At 70.8% G+C, this 17,257-nt stretch carries 15 protein-coding genes; all 15 read left to right on the top strand.

The window, feature by feature from the left end; all coding sequences use genetic code 11:
* Positions 1–36 precede the first annotated feature (36 nt).
* The 15 genes from ACIGHN_RS11120 to ACIGHN_RS11190 all read left to right on the top strand — a co-directional run bounded on the left by ACIGHN_RS11120 (position 37) and on the right by ACIGHN_RS11190 (position 17,245).
* Positions 37–1,416, top strand: coding sequence for a cobyrinate a,c-diamide synthase (locus ACIGHN_RS11120; protein ID WP_396504403.1), 1,380 nt, complete (start codon positions 37–39; stop codon positions 1,414–1,416).
* Entirely contained in the window at positions 1,413–2,033 is a 621-nt protein-coding gene (locus ACIGHN_RS11125; protein WP_396504404.1) for a bifunctional adenosylcobinamide kinase/adenosylcobinamide-phosphate guanylyltransferase, read from the top strand. The genes ACIGHN_RS11120 and ACIGHN_RS11125 overlap by 4 nt, the downstream gene beginning before the upstream one ends.
* Complete coding sequence (locus ACIGHN_RS11130) at positions 2,030–2,932, top strand: ABC transporter substrate-binding protein (RefSeq protein ID WP_396504405.1); 903 nt, start codon at positions 2,030–2,032, stop codon at positions 2,930–2,932. Before ACIGHN_RS11125 ends, ACIGHN_RS11130 begins: the two co-directional genes overlap by 4 nt.
* A 20-nt stretch (positions 2,933–2,952) precedes the next feature.
* A complete protein-coding gene (locus ACIGHN_RS11135) occupies positions 2,953–3,966 on the top strand; it encodes a FecCD family ABC transporter permease (RefSeq protein ID WP_396504406.1) in 1,014 nt (337 codons plus the stop codon).
* 26 nt (positions 3,967–3,992) lie between these two features.
* The gene (locus ACIGHN_RS11140) at positions 3,993–4,736 is read left to right on the top strand and encodes an ABC transporter ATP-binding protein (protein WP_396504407.1); all 744 of its coding nucleotides are present in this window, start codon (positions 3,993–3,995) and stop codon (positions 4,734–4,736) included.
* Positions 4,737–4,791: 55 nt separating this feature from the next.
* Positions 4,792–5,469, top strand: a complete 678-nt coding sequence (locus tag ACIGHN_RS11145; RefSeq protein WP_396504408.1) for an energy-coupling factor ABC transporter permease — start codon at positions 4,792–4,794, stop codon at positions 5,467–5,469.
* Between the two features lie 811 nt (positions 5,470–6,280).
* Positions 6,281–6,850: a cob(I)yrinic acid a,c-diamide adenosyltransferase gene (gene cobO / locus ACIGHN_RS11150; protein ID WP_056169549.1), complete on the top strand. Its 570-nt coding sequence runs from the start codon at positions 6,281–6,283 to the stop codon at positions 6,848–6,850.
* Between the two features lie 77 nt (positions 6,851–6,927).
* On the top strand, positions 6,928–7,788 hold the full coding sequence (locus ACIGHN_RS11155; protein ID WP_396504409.1) for an ABC transporter substrate-binding protein: 861 nt from the start codon (positions 6,928–6,930) through the stop codon (positions 7,786–7,788).
* 43 nt (positions 7,789–7,831) lie between these two features.
* Positions 7,832–8,902, top strand: coding sequence for a cobalamin biosynthesis protein CobW (gene cobW / locus ACIGHN_RS11160; protein WP_396504410.1), 1,071 nt, complete (start codon positions 7,832–7,834; stop codon positions 8,900–8,902).
* Positions 8,903–8,912: 10 nt separating this feature from the next.
* The gene (gene cobN, locus ACIGHN_RS11165; protein WP_396504411.1) at positions 8,913–12,728 is read left to right on the top strand and encodes a cobaltochelatase subunit CobN; all 3,816 of its coding nucleotides are present in this window, start codon (positions 8,913–8,915) and stop codon (positions 12,726–12,728) included.
* 170 nt (positions 12,729–12,898) lie between these two features.
* Entirely contained in the window at positions 12,899–13,993 is a 1,095-nt protein-coding gene (locus ACIGHN_RS11170) for an ATP-binding protein (RefSeq protein ID WP_396504412.1), read from the top strand.
* Positions 13,972–14,694 (top strand): VWA domain-containing protein, encoded by a 723-nt coding sequence (locus ACIGHN_RS11175; RefSeq protein WP_396504413.1) that lies wholly within the window; start codon positions 13,972–13,974, stop codon positions 14,692–14,694. The genes ACIGHN_RS11170 and ACIGHN_RS11175 overlap by 22 nt, the downstream gene beginning before the upstream one ends.
* Before the next feature lie 4 nt (positions 14,695–14,698).
* Entirely contained in the window at positions 14,699–15,124 is a 426-nt protein-coding gene (locus ACIGHN_RS11180) for a DUF1636 family protein (protein WP_396504414.1), read from the top strand.
* Between the two features lie 25 nt (positions 15,125–15,149).
* Positions 15,150–16,160, top strand: coding sequence for an adenosylcobinamide-phosphate synthase CbiB (cbiB, locus tag ACIGHN_RS11185; RefSeq protein ID WP_396504415.1), 1,011 nt, complete (start codon positions 15,150–15,152; stop codon positions 16,158–16,160).
* Complete coding sequence (locus tag ACIGHN_RS11190) at positions 16,157–17,245, top strand: aminotransferase class I/II-fold pyridoxal phosphate-dependent enzyme (RefSeq protein ID WP_396504416.1); 1,089 nt, start codon at positions 16,157–16,159, stop codon at positions 17,243–17,245. Before cbiB ends, ACIGHN_RS11190 begins: the two co-directional genes overlap by 4 nt.
* The last annotated feature ends 12 nt before the right edge of the window (positions 17,246–17,257 follow it).

Here is a 17,257-nt window from a genome sequence, read left to right on the forward strand (position 1 = left end):
CATCAACGAGAGAGAGCAGAGAGAGAAGCCCGAAGAATGGTCACCCCGGCACGCTGTCCGGCGATATTGATCGCCGCCCCTGCATCAGGCCAGGGCAAGACCACCGTCACCGCGGCCCTGGCGCGCCTGCATGCGCGCCAGGGCCGGCGGGTGCGGGTCTTCAAGTGCGGGCCCGACTTTCTGGACCCGCACTGGCACCGCCTGGCCAGCGGCGCGCCGGTGCACCAGCTGGACCTGTGGATGAACGGCGCGGACGACTGCGCGCAGCGCCTGCATGCCGCGGCGCAAGAGGCCGACCTGATCCTGATCGAAGGCGTGATGGGCCTGTTCGACGGCGACCCGAGCGCGGCCGACCTGGCCCAGCGCTTCGGCCTGCCCGTGCTGGCCGTCATCGACGCATCGGCCATGGCGGGCACCTTCGGCGCGCTGGCGTTTGGCCTGCAACACTACCGGGCGGGCCTGCGCTGGGCTGGCGTGCTGGCCAACCGCGTGGGCAGCGCCCGCCATGCGGACATGCTGCGCAAGGGTCTGCGCGATGACGCCGACTGGATGGGCGCGGTGATGCGCGTGCAGCCCGGCACAGCGGCAGCCAACGCGGGCACCGGCAAGCCCGGCGCGCTGCTGCCCGAGCGCCACCTGGGCCTGATCGCGGCGCATGAACTGCCCGACAGCCTGGCGCGGCTGGACGCCGCGGCCGACGCGCTGGCGGCGACACCGCTGGGCCAGATGACGGCATCCGACCTGCAGCGGTGGGTGACGGACTTTGCGCCCCCCGCGCAGCCGCCTGCCGTGCCGCCGCTGCTGCTGCAAGGCCGCACGGTGGCCGTGGCGCGCGATGCGGCGTTCTGCTTCATCTACGAGGCCAACCTGCACACGCTGGCGCAACTGGGCGCGCGCGTGGTGCATTTCTCGCCGCTGCACGATGCCGCAGTGCCCGACTGCGACGCGGTGTGGCTGCCCGGCGGCTACCCCGAGCTGCACACCGCGCAGATCGCCGCCAACACCGCCATGCAGGCCAGCCTGCGCGCGCACGTCGCGGCCGGCAAGCCGCTGTGGGCCGAATGCGGCGGCATGATGGCGCTGTTCGACGCCATCACGCTGGCCGATGGCAGCACGGCGCCGCTGTGGGGCCTGCTGCCCGGCCACGTCACCATGCACAAGCGCCTGGCCGCGCTGGGGCCGCAGCACCTGACCGTCGCCGGGCGGCTCACGCTGCGCGGGCACACCTTTCACTATTCGACCGCCGCCAGCACTGCGCCGGTGGTGGCGCGCACGGCCCGATCCGGCGAGGTCGTGGCGGCGGATGCCGGCGAGGCGCTCTACTACCAGGGCAGCATCCACGCCAGCTACTTCCACGCCTGGTTCCCCTCCAGCCCCGAGGCCGTGGCGCAACTGCTGGGCGCGCAGGCATCATGACGGCCATGTCCGCACCGCACCCTTCGCAAGCCATCACCACCGAGCTCATCCTGGGTGGCCAAAAAAGCGGCAAGTCCCGCCGCGCCGAACTGCTGGCGCGCGACTGGCTGGCGCAGTCCGCCGACCACCGCGCGGTACTGATCGCCACCGGCCAGCCCTGGGACGACGAGATGCGCGAGCGCATCGCACGCCACCAGCGCGACCGCGCGGAGCGCGTGCCGGGCCTCGTGACGGTGGAGGAGCCGCTCGATGTGGCGTCCGCCATCGCGCGGCGCAGCACCGCGCACACCCTGCTGGTGGTGGACTGCCTCACGCTGTGGCTCACCCAGTGGACGATGCCCCTGGGCGCCGAGAGCATGAATTTGGAGCAAAAACAGGCCCTGTCGCGCAACTGGCAAGCGCAAGCAGCTATGTTTTTAGTAGCAATGGCCGCCTCCCCCGGCCCCGTCATCCTGGTGGGCAACGAAATCGGCCTGGGCGTCATCCCCCTGGGCCGCGAGGTGCGCGCGTTTGTCGATGCGCTGGGCGCACTCAACCAGCAGGTGGCCCAGGTGTGCCCCCGCGTCACGCTCATGGCCGCGGGCCTTCCCCTCACCTTGAAGGAGCCCGCCGCATGAAGCCGACCCCCGTGCGCCGCATCCTGTGGGTGATTGCCATCGTCATCGCGCTGGGCCTGCTGATGGCCGGGCTGGCGCGAGCACAGCCGGTGCGCATCCAGGACGACCGGGGCCGCGAGATCACGCTGCCTCAGCCGCCCCAGCGCATCGTGAGCCTGCTGCCATCGCTGACCGAAAGCGTGTGCGAGCTGGACCAGTGCCACCGCATCGTGGGTACGGACCGCTATTCCAACTGGCCCGAGGCGGTGATCGGCAAGCTGCCCAAGGTGGGCGGCGGCCTGGACCCCAGCATCGAAGCCATCGTGGCCCTCAAGCCCGACGTGGTGCTCATGTCCGTCAGCTCCCGCGCCAGCGACAGGCTGCAGGCGCTGGGCCTCACCGTCGTGCAGCTCGAACCCAAAACCCATGCGGACGTGCGCCGCGTCTTGGGCACCATCAGCGACCTGCTGGGCGTGCCCCGGGCGCAAGGCTCCGACCGGCAGTGGCGCACCATCGACGCCGCCGTGCAGGCCGCAGCCCAGTCGTTGCCGCCGAAGGCACGCAACCTGCGCGTGTACTTCGAAGTGAGCCGCGGCCCGTATGCGGCCAGCGAGTCGTCCTTCATCGGCGAGTCGCTCACACGCCTGGGTGTGCGCAATGTGGTGCCCGCATCGCTCGGCCCCTTTCCGCGCCTGAACCCCGAATACGTGGTGCGCGCCAACCCCGACGTGCTGATGATCGGCAACAGCAGCATGCAGACCATGGTGCCGTACCCCGGCTGGTCCACGATGCGCGCCGTGCGCGAAAACCGCGTGTGCGTGTTCGGCCCCGGCGACGCCGAAGTGGTCGTGCGTCCTGGCCCGCGCATGGCGGAGGCCGCCCGCATCATGGCCAGGTGCCTTGTGGAGAAGGCCCGGTGACGCCTTCCCCGCACCCGACCATGCCCACTGCCGCAGGCGCCCGCCGTGCAGCGTGGTGCGCGCTGTGGTTGGGTTTGGCCAGCGCGCTGCTGCTGGTGCTGGGCACCGCCGTCGGCAGCACCGGGCTGGAGAGCCTGGTGCACATGGGCGACGACCCCGTGGCCCGCCAGATCGTGTGGGATATCCGCCTGCCGCGTACCCTGGGCGCGTGGCTGGCCGGCGCGCTGCTGGGCCTGGCTGGCGCTGTGGCGCAGGGCCTGTTCCGCAACCCGCTGGCCGACCCGTACCTGCTGGGCAGCGCCTCGGGCGCAGCGCTGGGCGGCGCGGTGGCCATGGCGATGTTCGGCGTGTCGCCGGTGGCCGCGCAGTGGATCGCACGCATCGGCATCACCGGCATGGCCTTCCTGGGCGCCGCCGGGGCCGTGGTGCTGACGCTGGTGCTGGCCCAGGGCGTGCAGCACACGCTGCGGCTGCTGCTGGCCGGTGTGATCGTGGGCGTGGTGCTGGGCGCCGTGCGCGACCTGGTGGAGCTGGCCTCGCCCGACATCCTGCAGGCCATGCAGGCCTTCATCCTGGGCAGCACGGCCTTCGTCGGCTGGATCGCCTGCACCCTGATGCTGGCCGCCTGGGCCCTGTGCGCACTGCTGGCCTGGGTGCTGGCGCGCGCGCTGGACGGCCTGACCTTGGGCGAATCCACCGCCGCCAGCCTGGGCCTGCCGCTCGGCCCCATGCGCGCCGGCCTGGTGGCCGCGATGGCGCTGGCCACCGGCACGGCCGTGGCGCAGACCGGGCTGATCGCTTTCGTCGGCCTGGCCGCGCCGCACCTGGTGCGCTCCATCGTGCGCGTGACGCACGAGCGGCACATCCTGTTGTCCAGCCTCATGGGCGCGGTGCTGCTGCTGGCCGCCGACATCCTCGCGCGCTGGATGCTGGCACCGCAGGAGCTGCCCGTCGGTGTGCTCACCGCCGCGCTGGGCGGGACCTACCTGCTGTGGCTGATGCACCGGCGCACCGCACGCGGAGGCAGCCTGTGACGGGCGCGGCATTGAGCGCCCACGGCATGACCGCGCGCGTAGGCGGCGCCGAGGTGCTGCACGGCATCGACCTGCACCTGCCCGCGGGCCGCTGGACCAGCATCGTCGGGCCCAACGGCGCGGGCAAGTCCACGCTGCTCAAGGTGCTGGCGGGCCTGCTGCCACGCGGCCAGGTGGACGGCCAGGTGGCGCTGCTCGGCCGCCCGCTCACCCAGGTGCCGGCGCGCGAGCGGGCGCGAACACTGTCCTGGCTGGGCCAGAACGAAGGCTCGGCCGACGACCTCACGAGTTACGACGTGGCCATGCTGGGCCGCCTGCCGCACCAGCCCTGGCTGGCCCCACCATCGCCCGCCGACCACGCCGCCGTGGAGCAGGCGCTGCGCACCACGCAGGCCTGGGACTGGCGCGACCGCCCCTTGTCGCAGCTGTCGGGCGGCGAGCGCCAGCGCGTGCTGCTGGCGCGTGCGCTGGCAGTGCAGGCGCAGGTGCTGCTGATGGACGAACCCCTGGCCAATCTGGACCCGCCGCACCAGACGGACTGGCTGCACACGGTGCGCGCCCTGGTGGCCGGTGGTGCCACGGTGGTCAGCGTGCTGCACGAGGTGTCGCTGGCGCTGCAGGCCGATGAGATGGTGGTGATGGCCAAGGGCCGCGTCACGCATCAGGGTGGCTGTGATGAGCCCGCCACGCACCGCGCGCTGGAGGCGGTGTTTGACGACCGCATCGCGGTGCACGCGCTGCTGGGGCAGTGGGTGGCGTTGCCGCGCTGATGATTTTTTCTGTTTGGCTTTTGTTTTGTTTTTGTTTCAACCAAGGAGTCGTGACATGCACATCGAACCCGGGCTGGTGGATACCACCAAGATCTTCCTGAGCTACGCGACGGGGGCCACGGCACTGCTGTATGCGGGCAAGCTGGCGGTGGACATGGTGAAGCAGGAGGGCGTGGTGGCTTTGCTGTTGCGCTCGGTGTTCACCACGGCGCTGGTGTTTGCGTTCTTCGAGCTGCTGCCGCACCACCCGGTGGGGGTGTCGGAGGTGCATTTGATTTTGGGCACTACGTTGCTGTTGCTGTTTGGGGCTGCGCCTGCGTGCATCGGGTTGGCCGCGGGGTTGCTGATCCAGAGCGTGTTTTTTGCGCAGCAGGATTTGCCGCAGTACGGGATGAATGTGACGACGTTGCTGGTGCCGTTGTTTGCCACGTCTGCGATTGCCAAGCGCATCGTGCCGGAGAGCATGGCGTATGTGGACATGACGTATGCGCAGACGTTCAAGTTGTCTGTGGCTTACCAGGGGGGGATCGTGGCCTGGGTGGCGTTCTGGGCTATTTATGGCGCGGGCGTTGGGTCTGCGAATCTGGAGAGCATTGGTACTTTTGGTGCTGCTTACATGACTGTGGTGTTGTTGGAGCCTCTGGTGGACCTGGGTGTGTTGGCGGGGGCCAAGGCTTTGCGTCGTTTCGAGGGCTCTGCGTTCGTTGAGCGTCGGTTGCATCAAGCGGCTTGAGTCTGGTGGTCATGGTCGCTTCTTGGGTTGGTTTGTGGGCGGGGGCCGGGGTGTGCGCCCGGCGGCGCAGTAACTTTCTTTTGCGTCGCCAAAAGAAAGTCACCAAAGAAAAGGCGACCCCCAGTCTGCGTCCCCCATCGCCCGGTGGGCGATGGGGGCAACCTGCGATGCTCGGAACTGGGGTGGTGCCGCAGAACTCGCTGCGTTCTTCGAACTCCGCTCAAACAGCTGCGGCAAGTCAGATCACGAAGCGTGTGTGTCCTGCGGCACACACGCCCACCCCAGCTCCTGCGCTTCTCGGCGCAGCCAGCAGGGGTGGGGAACGGGTACAAAACGGCTGCTGCTTCGCAGTGACGCCTCAGGTCGGGTGCGCGCGCGGTGCGCGCTGCCGACGCCTGGGCACGATCGCTCTGCTCAGGCCGAAGCGTAGCGAGGCAGTTGGGGCCGAGCGAAGCAATGGCCCGAGTGGAGCCCGCTCCCATCCCCTTCTGACCGTGCCGAGAAGCACAGGGCCTGGGGTGAGCGCGTGCCGAAGGACACGCGCATCGTTGTCTGGCTCGCCGAAGCTGTTTGACCGGAGCTGCCTCGCAGAGGCAGCGCAGGGAGTTCTTCGGCGCACCCCAGGACCGAGCATCGCAGGTTGCCCCCTCGCCATCGGCGAGGGGGACACGGGCAGCGGGGTCGCCTTCTCTTTGGTGACTTTCTCTTGGCGAAGCAAGAGAAAGTTACTGCGCCGCCGGGCGCACACCCCGGCCTCCGCCTCAAAGCCGCAACCGAAGTAACCATGGCCCCAGGTCAATAACGAGACCCCATGCAAATCGAATCCCCCCCCATCCTCCGCGACACCCCCAAACCCCAAGGCGAACGCCGAGGCCTGATCCTTGTCCACACCGGCACCGGCAAAGGCAAAAGCACAGCCGCCTTCGGCCTCGCCCTGCGCGCCCACGGCCGTGGCAAGACCATCAAGGTCTACCAGTTCATGAAGGTCCCCACCGCCCGCTTCGGCGAACACCGCCTGTTCGAACAACTCGGCGTCCCCATCGAAGGCCTGGGCGACGGCTTCAGCTGGAAGAGCCGCGACCTCGACCACTCCGCACAACTCGCGCTCGACGGCTGGGCCAAGGCCGAAACCACCATCCGCGCAGGCGCGCACTTCATGGTCGTGCTCGACGAGATCATGTACCCCCTGCGCTACGGCTGGATCCCGCTCGAATCCATCCTCACCTGCCTGCGCGAACGCCCGTCGCACGTGCACGTCGTGCTCACCGGCCGCAACGCACCGGCCGAGCTGATCGAGCTGGCCGACACCGTCACCGAGATGACCCTCATCAAGCACCACTTCAAGGCCGGCGTGCCCGCCCAGCGCGGCATCGAGGACTGATGAAGCATTGATCTGATCTGATTTGATCTGATTTGATGCCGAACGCCGTGCACGCACCCATGCCGATATCCCTGCCCATGACCCGCACCCGCCTGCTGCACCCCACCGTGCCGGCACTGGCGGTGCTCGGCCTGCTCAGTGGTCTCGCAGCACCCCTGGCGCACGCGCAACAGCAACAACACCGCATCATCACCCTGTCCCCCTCGCTCACCGAAACCGTCTGCGCCCTCGGCCACTGCGCCGAGCTGGTCGGTACCGACCGCTACTCCAGCTGGCCCGGCACCGTCGCCAAGCTGCCCAAGGTCGGCGGCCTGCAGGATGCGCAGATCGAACGCATCGTGGCCCTCAGGCCCGACATGGTGCTGCTGGGCCCGCGCAGCAGGGCAGGGGATCGGCTGTCGGCCCTGGGCGTACCCGTGCAGGTGTTCGATGCGCGCACCCATGCCGACCTCCAGCGCATGCTGCTCAGCGTCGGCCAATCGCTCGGCGAATCGGCCCGTGCCGCCGAACTGGTGGCGCGCATCGACCGCGAGCTCGACGCTGCCGCGCGCCGCATGCCGGCCCACCTGCGCGGGCGCAGCGTGTATGTCGAGGTGGGCGTGGGGCCGACTGCGGCCAGCGCTGCCAGCTTCATCGGCGAGACCATCGCGCGGCTGGGCTTGGTCAACATCGTGCCCGGCGACCTGGGGCTGTTCCCGCGCGTCAACGCCGAGATGGTGGTGCGCGGCGCGCCCGACCTCGTCATCGGCCCGGCGGCATCCCTCATGAACCTGGCGGAGCGGCCCGGCTGGTCGGGCATGAGAGCGCTGCGCCAGCACCAGGTCTGCCAGCTCGATGCCGACCGCATGGACCTGCTCTCACGCCCCGGCCCGCGCCTGGGCGAGGCGGCGCACATGCTGGTCGATTGCCTTTCAGGGTTGCCGCAAGCCTTGCGTTGATCCACACATCCTGACTCCCACCATTTTCTGACTGGAGACCTCCATGCAACAAGTCCACAAGATCCCCGCCACCATCGTCACCGGCTTTCTGGGCAGCGGCAAGACCACGCTGCTGCGCCACCTGCTGACCCACGCGCAAGGCAAGCGCATCGCCGTCATCGTCAACGAGTTCGGCGAGCTCGGTATCGACGGCGAGCTGCTGCGCAGCTGCGGCATCGGCTGCGACGAGAACGGGGTGGAGAACGGCCAGCTGTTCGAGCTGGCCAACGGCTGCCTGTGCTGCACCGTGCAGGAAGAGTTCGCGCCCGTGATGGAGCAACTGGCCGCGCGCCGCGACCAGATCGACCACCTGGTCATCGAGACCTCGGGCCTGGCACTGCCCAAGCCGCTGGTGCAGGCCTTCCAGTGGCCCGCGCTGCGCAACGTGTTCACCGTGGACTCGGTGATCACCGTGGTCGATGCGCCCGCCGTGGCCGCCGGCCAGTTCGCCGATGACCCGGTGGCCGTGGACGCCCAGCGCCGCGCCGACGACAACCTGGACCACGAATCGCCCCTGCACGAACTGTTCGAAGACCAGCTCGCCACCGCCGACCTGGTGGTGCTGCACAAGACCGACGGGCTGGACGCCGAAGCCCTGGCCCGCGTCGAAGCCATCGTGCGCGGCGAGACTCTGCCGGGCGTGAAGTTCGTGCACGCCCAGCACGGCCGCATCGACCCCAGCGTGCTGCTGGGCCTGGGCCATGCGGTGGAAGACGTGATCGATGACCGCAAGACCCACCACGACGAGGAAGAAGACCACGACCACGACGAGTTCGAATCGGTGCACGTCACGCTCGACGTGACCGACCGCGCCCGCCTGGTGGAGGCCTTGGTCGCCCTGGTGCAGCGCCACGAGATCTACCGCATCAAGGGCTTCGTGGCCCTGCCGGGTGCGGCCATGCGCCTGGTGGTGCAAGGCGTGGGCCAGCGCTTCGACAGCCACTTCGACCGCGCTTGGCGCGCAGGCGATGCGCGCGCCACACGCCTGGTCGTGATCGGCGACCACCTGGACGCTGCGGCCCTGCAGGCCGAACTGCAATCGGCATTGTCCGAACCCGCTGCCACCACCGTCTGAGGCGACACCCATGCATCTGCTTTCCACACGCCCGGGTGGCTACGTCGAGGACGGGGGCCAGGGCCTGGTGCGCGTGGAGCAGACGCCCGGCGACATCGTCATCCTGAGCGCGGCCGACACCACGCTGTCGCTGCTGTCCGATGCGGCGGCCAGCCTGGGCGATGGATTCCCCAGCGTGCGCCTGGCCAACCTGATGTGGCTGCGCCAGCCCGCGTCCACCGACATGTACGTGGACGACGTGCTGCGCCATGCACGCGTGATCGTCATCGACCACCTGGGCAGCCCCAGCGACTGGGCCTATGTGGTGGAGCAGGCGATGTCGCTGGCCGGCAAGCACCGCCAGTGGCTGGCCCTGTTCTCGGGCGACAACATCGAAGACCCTCAGCTTCTGATGCGCAGTACCGCCAGCCCCGAGGACTGCCACCAGCTGTGGCGCTGCCTGCGCGAGGGTGGGCGCGACAACGCGCTGGCGTTCTTTGCGCTCATCGGCCATGCGGCCTTCGGCATCGGCCCGCGCCCGGCGCCACCCCGGGCGCTGCCGCCGGTGATGGCCTACACCCCGGCCGCCGCAGCGCCGTGGATTCCCGACGCGCCGGTGGCGATGCTGGTGTTCTACCGCGCGCACATTCAGTCGGGCAACACGGCGGTGTTCGATGCGGTGCATGCGGCGCTGGCAGACGTCGGGCTCAACACCCTGGCCGTGGGCGTGGACTCGCTCAAGAACCCCGAGAGCCTGGCCGCGCTGCAGGCCATGGCCGCCGCGCAGGGCGTGGGCATCGTGCTCAACGCCACGAGCTTTGCCGTGGCCTCCATCGACGGCAGTGACGACGACGACGCGCAGGCCATCACCCTGGCGGGCGATGCGCCGGTGCTGCAGGTCATCACCGCCGGCTGCTCGCTGGAGCAATGGCAGGACGACCCGCATGGCCTGGCGCCGCGCGACCTGGCCATGCAGGTGGTGCTGCCCGAGGTGGACGGGCGCATCGGCGCGCGCGCCATCAGCTTCAAGGGCCTGGCCTGGCGCTGCGAGCGCACCGAGGTCGATGTGGTGCGCTACCAGCCCGAGCCCGAGCGCATCGCCTTCGTGGCCGAGCTCGCGCGCCGCTGGTGCGTGCTGCGCAGCAAGCCGCAGGTGGACAAGCGCGTGGCGCTCATCCTGGCCAACTACCCCAACGACGATGCACGCCTGGCCAACGGCGTGGGCCTGGATACACCGGCCTCCACCGTGCTGATCTTGCAGGCGCTGCGCGACGCGGGCTACACCACGGGCGATCTGCCCGAGGGCGGCGATGCGCTGATCGCGCAGCTGGTGGCGGGCGTGACCAACAACCTTGACGCCAACGCCGACCGCCCCGCGGGCCAGAGCCTGGCCATGGCCGACTACCTGGCCGACTTCGGCGCGCTGCCGAAGGCCAGCCAGGACGCGGTCAACGCCCTGTGGGGATCGCCCGGCGCAGACCCCATCGTGCGCAGCGGGCGCTTCATGGTGCCGGGTGTTCGCCTGGGCAACGTCTTCGTGGGCATCCAGCCCGCTCGGGGGCGCGACCTGGACCTGGTGGCCACGTACCACGATGCCGACCTGGTGCCCACGCACGGCTACCTGGCCTTCTACTTCTGGCTGCGCCGCGCGTTCGCGGTGGACGCGGTGGTGCACGTGGGCAAGCACGGCAACCTCGAATGGCTGCCGGGCAAGAGCGTGGCGCTGGGCGCCGCGTGCTGGCCCGATGCCATCCTGGGCCCGCTGCCGCACCTGTATCCGTTCATCGTCAACGACCCGGGCGAGGGCAGCCAGGCCAAGCGCCGCACGCAGGCGGTCATCATCGACCACCTGATGCCCGCGCTCACGCGCGCGGAGACCTACGGCCCGCTGCAGCAGCTCGAACGCTCCATGGACGAGTACTACGAGGCGCTGTCGCTCGACCCGCGCCGCGCCAAGCTGCTGCGCCAGAGCATCCTCGACCAAGTGCTGAAGAACGGCCTGCACCAGGAACTGGGCTTCGCCCCGCCGGCCGACGATGCGCAGCGCGAGGCGCTGCTCGGCCGGCTCGACGCCTACCTGTGCGAGATCAAGGAGTCGCAGATCCGCGACGGCCTGCACATCCTGGGCCGCTCGCCGCGGGATCGCCAGCGCACCGACACGCTGGTGGCGCTGGCGCGCTTTCCGGGCGGCTCGGCGCCAGGGCAGGGCAGCCTGCTGGTGGCGCTGGCGCGCGACCTGGAGCTGGGCGATTTCGACCCGCTGAACCCCGAGTGGGCCGCACCGTGGACCGGACCGCGCCCCGCGGCGCTGCAGGCCCTGAGCGACGAGCCCTGGCGCCACGTGGGCCACACGCGCGAGCGGCTCGAAAAGCTGGCCGTGCAGTGCGTGCAGCAGCACCTGGCGGTGGACGATGAAGGGCACATCGTGGGCCTGCCCATGGACGCCACGCAGTGGCCGCACAGCGCCCCGGTGCTGGCGCGCATGCGCACGGTGCTGGCCCCCCGGCTCGATGCCTGCGGCCCCAACGAGATGGGCCAGCTGCTGCGCGGCCTGACGGGCAGGTTCGTACCGCCCGGCCCCAGCGGCGCACCATCGCGCGGCCGGCCCGATGTGCTGCCCACGGGCCGCAACTTCTACTCGGTGGACACGCGCGCGGTGCCCACGCCCACGGCCTATGGCATGGGCGCGCTGGCGGCCGACCGCGTGGTGGAGCGGCATCTGCAGGACCATGGCAGCTTTCCCACCGCGGTGGGCCTGTCGGTCTGGGGCACCAGCACCATGCGCACGGGGGGCGAGGACATCGGGCAGGCCTTTGCGTTGCTGGGGGTGCGGCCCCGATGGGCGCCCGGCAGCAGCCGCGTGGTGGACATCGAAGTGCTGCCCATGGCGATCCGCAACCGCCCGCGCATCGACGTGACGCTGCGCGTGTCGGGGTTCTTTCGCGATGCCTTCCCGGGCGTGATCGACCTGTTCGACACCGCCGTGCGTGCGGTGGCCGCCATTTCCGCAGACGATGAGCCCGACGACGTGAACCCTATCCGCGTTCGCGTGCAGCGTGAGGCCGCCGAGGCCCAGGCCCAGGGCATGGCCGCCGACGACGCCGAGCGCCGCGCCACCTGGCGCGTGTTCGGCCCGCGCCCCGGCGGTTATGGTGCAGGGCTGCAAGAGATCATGGCCAGCGGCCGCTGGAGCACGTCGGACGACCTGGCCCAGGCCTACCTGCGCGCGGGCGCCTTCGCCTACGGGCAGGGCGGCCACGGCGAGGCCGCGCGCGCCGCCTTCGAGCAGCGCCTGGCTGCGGTGGACGCGGTGCTGCACAACCAGGACAACCGCGAACACGACATCCTCGACTCGGACGACTACTACCAGTTCCAGGGCGGCATGGCCGCGGCCGTGCAGCACCTGGCCGGCGCGCCGGCCGCGCTGTACCACGGCGACTTCAGCACGCCCGGCGCGCCGCGCATCCGCACGCTGAGCGAAGAGGTCGCCCGCGTGGTGCGCGCCCGCGCCGTCAACCCCAAGTGGATCGACGGCGTGAAGCGCCACGGCTACAAGGGCGCTTTCGAGATCGCAGCCACGGTGGACTACCTGTTCGCCTTCGACGCGACCACCGGCGTGGTGGGCGACCACCAGTACGCGCTGGTGGCCGACGCCTACCTGCACGACGACGCCACGCGCGATTTTCTGCAACAACACAACCCGCTGGCCTTGCGCAGCATCGGCGAGCGTTTGCTCGAAGCCATGCAGCGCGGCCTGTGGGCCGAGCCCGGCGAGCACCGCGAGCGCATCGAAGAGCACCTGCTGGAGCTCGAACACCGCCTCGAAACCCAGGGCGAAGGACGCTGAAGTGAAGCACCCCCTGAGTCGCTTCGCGCCTTCCCCCTCTCTCGTCTCGCTGCGCGAGTCGGGAGGGGGACGCCCCCAGCGCGGCGGGGCGGCCCTTGCGCGGGGGCGCTGGCCTCGGCCGCGCCGGGTTCAAGGACCTTGGGCGGCTCACATAGCTATGGATAACTGACATGACTCCTGTCTCTTTGGCCCCGGTGCCAACCACCACATTCCCCTTCACCGCGCTGGTCGGCCACGAAGCCTTGCAGCGCGCGCTGCTGTTGGCTGCCATCGACCCCGGCATGGGCGGCGTGCTGATCACCGGCCCGCGGGGCACGGCCAAGTCGACCTCGGCGCGCGCGCTGGCGGCCTTGTTGCCCGATGCGCCCTTCGTCACGCTGCCCCTGGCCGCCAGCCTGGAGCAACTGGTGGGCACGCTGAACATCGAAGACGTGCTGCGCGATGGCCAGGTACGCCTGGCGCCCGGCCTGGTGGCGCGCGCGCACGGCGGTGTGCTGTATGTGGACGAGGTCAACCTGCTGCCCGATGCGCTGGTGGATTCGCTGCTGGACGTGGCTTCCAGCGGCGTGAACACGGTGGAGCGCGATGGCGTGTCGCACCAGCATGCCGCGCGCTTCGTGCTCGTGGGCACCATGAACCCGGAGGAGGGCGAGCTGCGCCCGCAGCTGCTCGACCGCTTCGGCCTGTCGGTGGCGCTGCACAACCCGGCCGACGCCGGCACACGCCAGGCCATCGTGCGGGCGAGGCTGGCGTTCGAGGCCGACCCGGCTGCCGTGGTAGCGCGGCATGCCGCTGCACAGGCTGTGCTGGTGGCGTCCGTGGTGCGTGCGCGTGCAGCGCTGGCGGGCCTGGAGTGGACCGACGCCGTGGTGCAGCACGCCGCCCACCTGGCCCTGGCCGCAGGCGTGGACGGCATCCGTGCCGACCTGGTGATGCTGCGCGCCGCGCGGGCCCTGGCGGCGCTGGATCAGCAAACCAGCGTGCGCGTGGAGCATGTGGATGCCGTGGCCGAACTGGCGCTGTCGCACCGCCGCGGTGAGAATTCGGCAGGCCCGGCAGGCGCGGCCGGCACGGCACCGCCCTCGGGCGCCGCACAGCCTCCTTCGCTTTCATCGCCGTCACCGTCCAAACCCTCGCCCGCCAGCGGGCAGGGCGCGGGCTCTGCGCAGAATACGCCCGAGGGCGACTGGGGCGCGCTACCGCCCGAACCCCAAACCATGGCGCGCGTGCGCAGCACCGGAGCGTGGCCACCAAAAAAAGCCTGAGCCACCCCGGCCCGCGCTCGCCCCAGGCCACAAACAAGGCGAGCGCAGGCTGGCGGTGGCAAGCCCCCCGCAATGCCTGGTTGCGCACGCCGCAGGCCATGGCCCGGCCCGCTGACCCACAAGGCGCCAGCGTCGATTGGCTGCGCACGTTGGCGGCCAAGGGCACTGCGCGCCTGCAGCCTGCGCACCTGCGCCGCCGCCCTGCCAGCGCCGTGCAGCCCTGTTTGCACCTGATCGCGCTCGACACCTCGGGCTCCATGCGCCAGGGCGGGCGCCTGGCCTGGGCCAAGGGCTATGCCGCGCGCCTGATCGAGCAGGCCGCGCGCGCCGGCGACCACGTGGCCCTGCTGTGTTTTGGCGGCCAGGGGGTGGAGCTGCTGCTGCCCCCCGGCGCTGCGCGCACGGCTGGCACGGCCCGCGTGCGCCCGCTGGGCGGCGGTGGTGGCACGCCCCTGGTGGCAGGCCTGGCCGAGGCCGAACGGCTGCTGCGCATGGCGCGCCGCCGGCGGGGCGCTGGCGCGCCCTCGTGCCTGTGGCTGCTGACCGATGGCCGCACGCTCGAGCAGCCTGCCGCGCCGGGCGCTGCCGCGCACGTCGTGGTGGTGGATTTCGACGACCCGCTGCGCCCCGTGGGCCGCTGCGCGGCCTGGGCCGCACGCTGGCAGGCCGAGCACCGCCTGCCTGAACCCCTTTCTTCCTAGATCCATGAACGAGCTTTTTCCGATGTCCGACGCTGCTGCCTTGACGCCTTCCCACACCACCGACGTGATCGTCTGCACCACCTGCCGCCCGGCGGGCGCATCGCGTGATCTGCCCGCCGACGGCGAACTGCTGTTCGAAGCCGTGCAGGCCGCACAGCTGGGCGACGATGCCGGCACTTGGGCCCAGGTGCGCGTGCGCGGCGTGGCCTGCCTGAGCAGTTGCTCGCGCGCCTGCTCGGTGGCCTTCCAGGCGGCCGGCAAGCACACCTTCGTGTTCGGCGACCTGAAGCCCGACGAGGAAACCGCCCGCCACGTGCTGGACTGCGGCGCGATGCATGCCACGGCCGTGGACGGCATGCTCCACCGCAACGAACGCCCCGAGCGCCTGCGCAGCGGCATCGTGGTGCGCCTGCCGCCGTCGGTATCCTGAGCCTTTTTGCTCGCCCGCACATTCCATGGACGTTTTGGTCTTGCTTCTTCCTGCCACGCAGTGGGACGCCCTGCGCGTGTTGGTCTGGGTGCCCGTGCTGGCCCTGGCCATCGACGGGTGGCTGGGGGAGCCGCCCGCGGCCTGGCACCCTGTGGTGTGGATGGGCAAGGCGCTGCAGTACGGTGGCGACCAGGTTGCGCCCACCGCCCCCGTGGCAGCGGATTGGAAGCGTTTTTGGCTAGCAGCGCTCTTCTGGTGTGCGCTGGCAGCTATTGTTTTGATAGTGTCTGGCCTGGCGCAGCATGCGGCGCTGGCGCTGTATGGGCTGCTGGCCATGGCCCTGCTGGGGCTGCTGCTCAAGCCCCTGCTGGCCTGGCGCATGCTGCGCGATGAGGTGCTGGCGGTGGAGGTCGCGCTGGGCCAGTCGCTGCCCGCAGGGCGCGAGCGCCTGTCGCGGCTGGTGAGCCGCGATGTGAGCGCGTTGACGGCCGACGAGGTGCGCGAGTCGGCCATCGAGTCGCTGGCTGAAAACCTCAACGATTCGGTAGTGGCGCCGCTGTTCTGGTTTGCGCTGCTGGGGCTGCCGGGCGCCGCGCTGTACCGCATGGCCAACACGGCGGATGCGATGTGGGGCTACCCGGGCATGCGCGGCGGGCGGTATTGGCAATGGGCCGGCAAGTGGGCGGCGCGGGCGGACGACGGGCTGTCGTGGGTGCCTGCCCGCATCGCGGCGCTGCTGCTGGCGCTGGCCGCCGGGGGCCTGCCGCTGCGCACGCTGGTGCGGCAGGCGCGCAAGACGCCGTCGCCCAACAGCGGCTGGCCCATGGCGGCCATGGCGCTGTCGCTGAACGTGCGGCTGGCCAAGCCCGGTGTGTATGCGCTCAACGGCGCGGCACGCTCCCCCGGGCCGCTGGACACGCGCCGCGCTGCGCGCCAGGGCGACAAGGTCGTGCTGATGCTGGTGCCGGTGGTGGTGGCCCTGCAGGTGCTGGTGGCGTTGGCGGCCATGGCGCTGATGGGCGGGGCCAGGTCATGAACGTGATCGCGCCCATGGAGATCGACACCGCTGTCGCAGGCTTGCCGCTGCACGGCGGGCCGGACGCTGGGGGCGTCCCGCTGCACGATTTTTCGACCAACAGCAACGCCTGCGGCCCGTGCCCGCAGGCGCTGCGCAGCGTGCAGGCGGCCGATGCCAGCCGCTATCCCGACCCTGCGTACACGGCGCTGCGGGTCCAACTGGCCGCCCTGCATGCCGTGGACCCGGGCCGCATCGTGCTGGCTGGCAGCGCCAGCGAATTCATTCACCGCGCCACGGCCTGGGCAGCGCGCCAGGGTGCCACCCGCGTGGCCGTGCCGGCGCACAGCTACGGCGACTACGCGCACGCGGCGCAGGCCTGGGGCCTGCAGGTGCTGCATGCCGCAGCCGGCGGCTTGCAGGCCGCTGCAGGCCTGCACTGGGCGTGCGAGCCGTCGAGCCCGCTGGGCCAGGTGGACCCGGCGCTGGCCCTGTGGCACGCACACGGCTGCGGAACGGCAGTCGCCCTGCAGGTGCTGGACTGCGCCTACGCGCCGCTGCGCCTGGACGGCCAGCCCACCCACGCGCCCCCGTCGGCCTGGCAGCTGTGGACGCCCAACAAGGCGCTGGGCCTGACCGGCGTGCGCGCCGCTTACGCGATAGCCCCGGCGCACGAGACGCCCGGGCGCATCGCCGCGCTGCAGGGCCTGGCGCCGTCGTGGCCCGTGGGCGCGCATGGCGTGGCCATGCTCGCCGCCTGGGCGCAGCCCGCCGTGCAGCAATGGCTGCAGCACAGCCTGGACACGCTGCGCGGGTGGAAGTCTGCCCAGCAGGCGCTGTGCACCGCCCTGGGCTGGCGTGTGGTGGCCGGCAGCCTGGCCAACTATGTCGTGGCGCAGTGGCCTTTCGCCCACGCGGAGCAGACGGAGCGTGTCCTGCACGGCTTGCGCGCCCACGGCATCAAGCTGCGCGATTGCAGCTCGTTCGGCCTGCCCGGCCACGTGCGGCTGGGGGTGCTCGCGCCCGCTGCGCAGCAGGCGCTGGCCCGCGCCTTCCACGATGTGCAGCGCGCCGCCGCTACCATGCCCGATTCACCCAATCTCTGAGGAGCGCCACGT

The sequence above is a fragment of the Acidovorax sp. NPDC077693 genome (assembly GCF_044542805.1).
Taxonomy (GTDB): Bacteria; Pseudomonadota; Gammaproteobacteria; order Burkholderiales; family Burkholderiaceae_C; genus Acidovorax.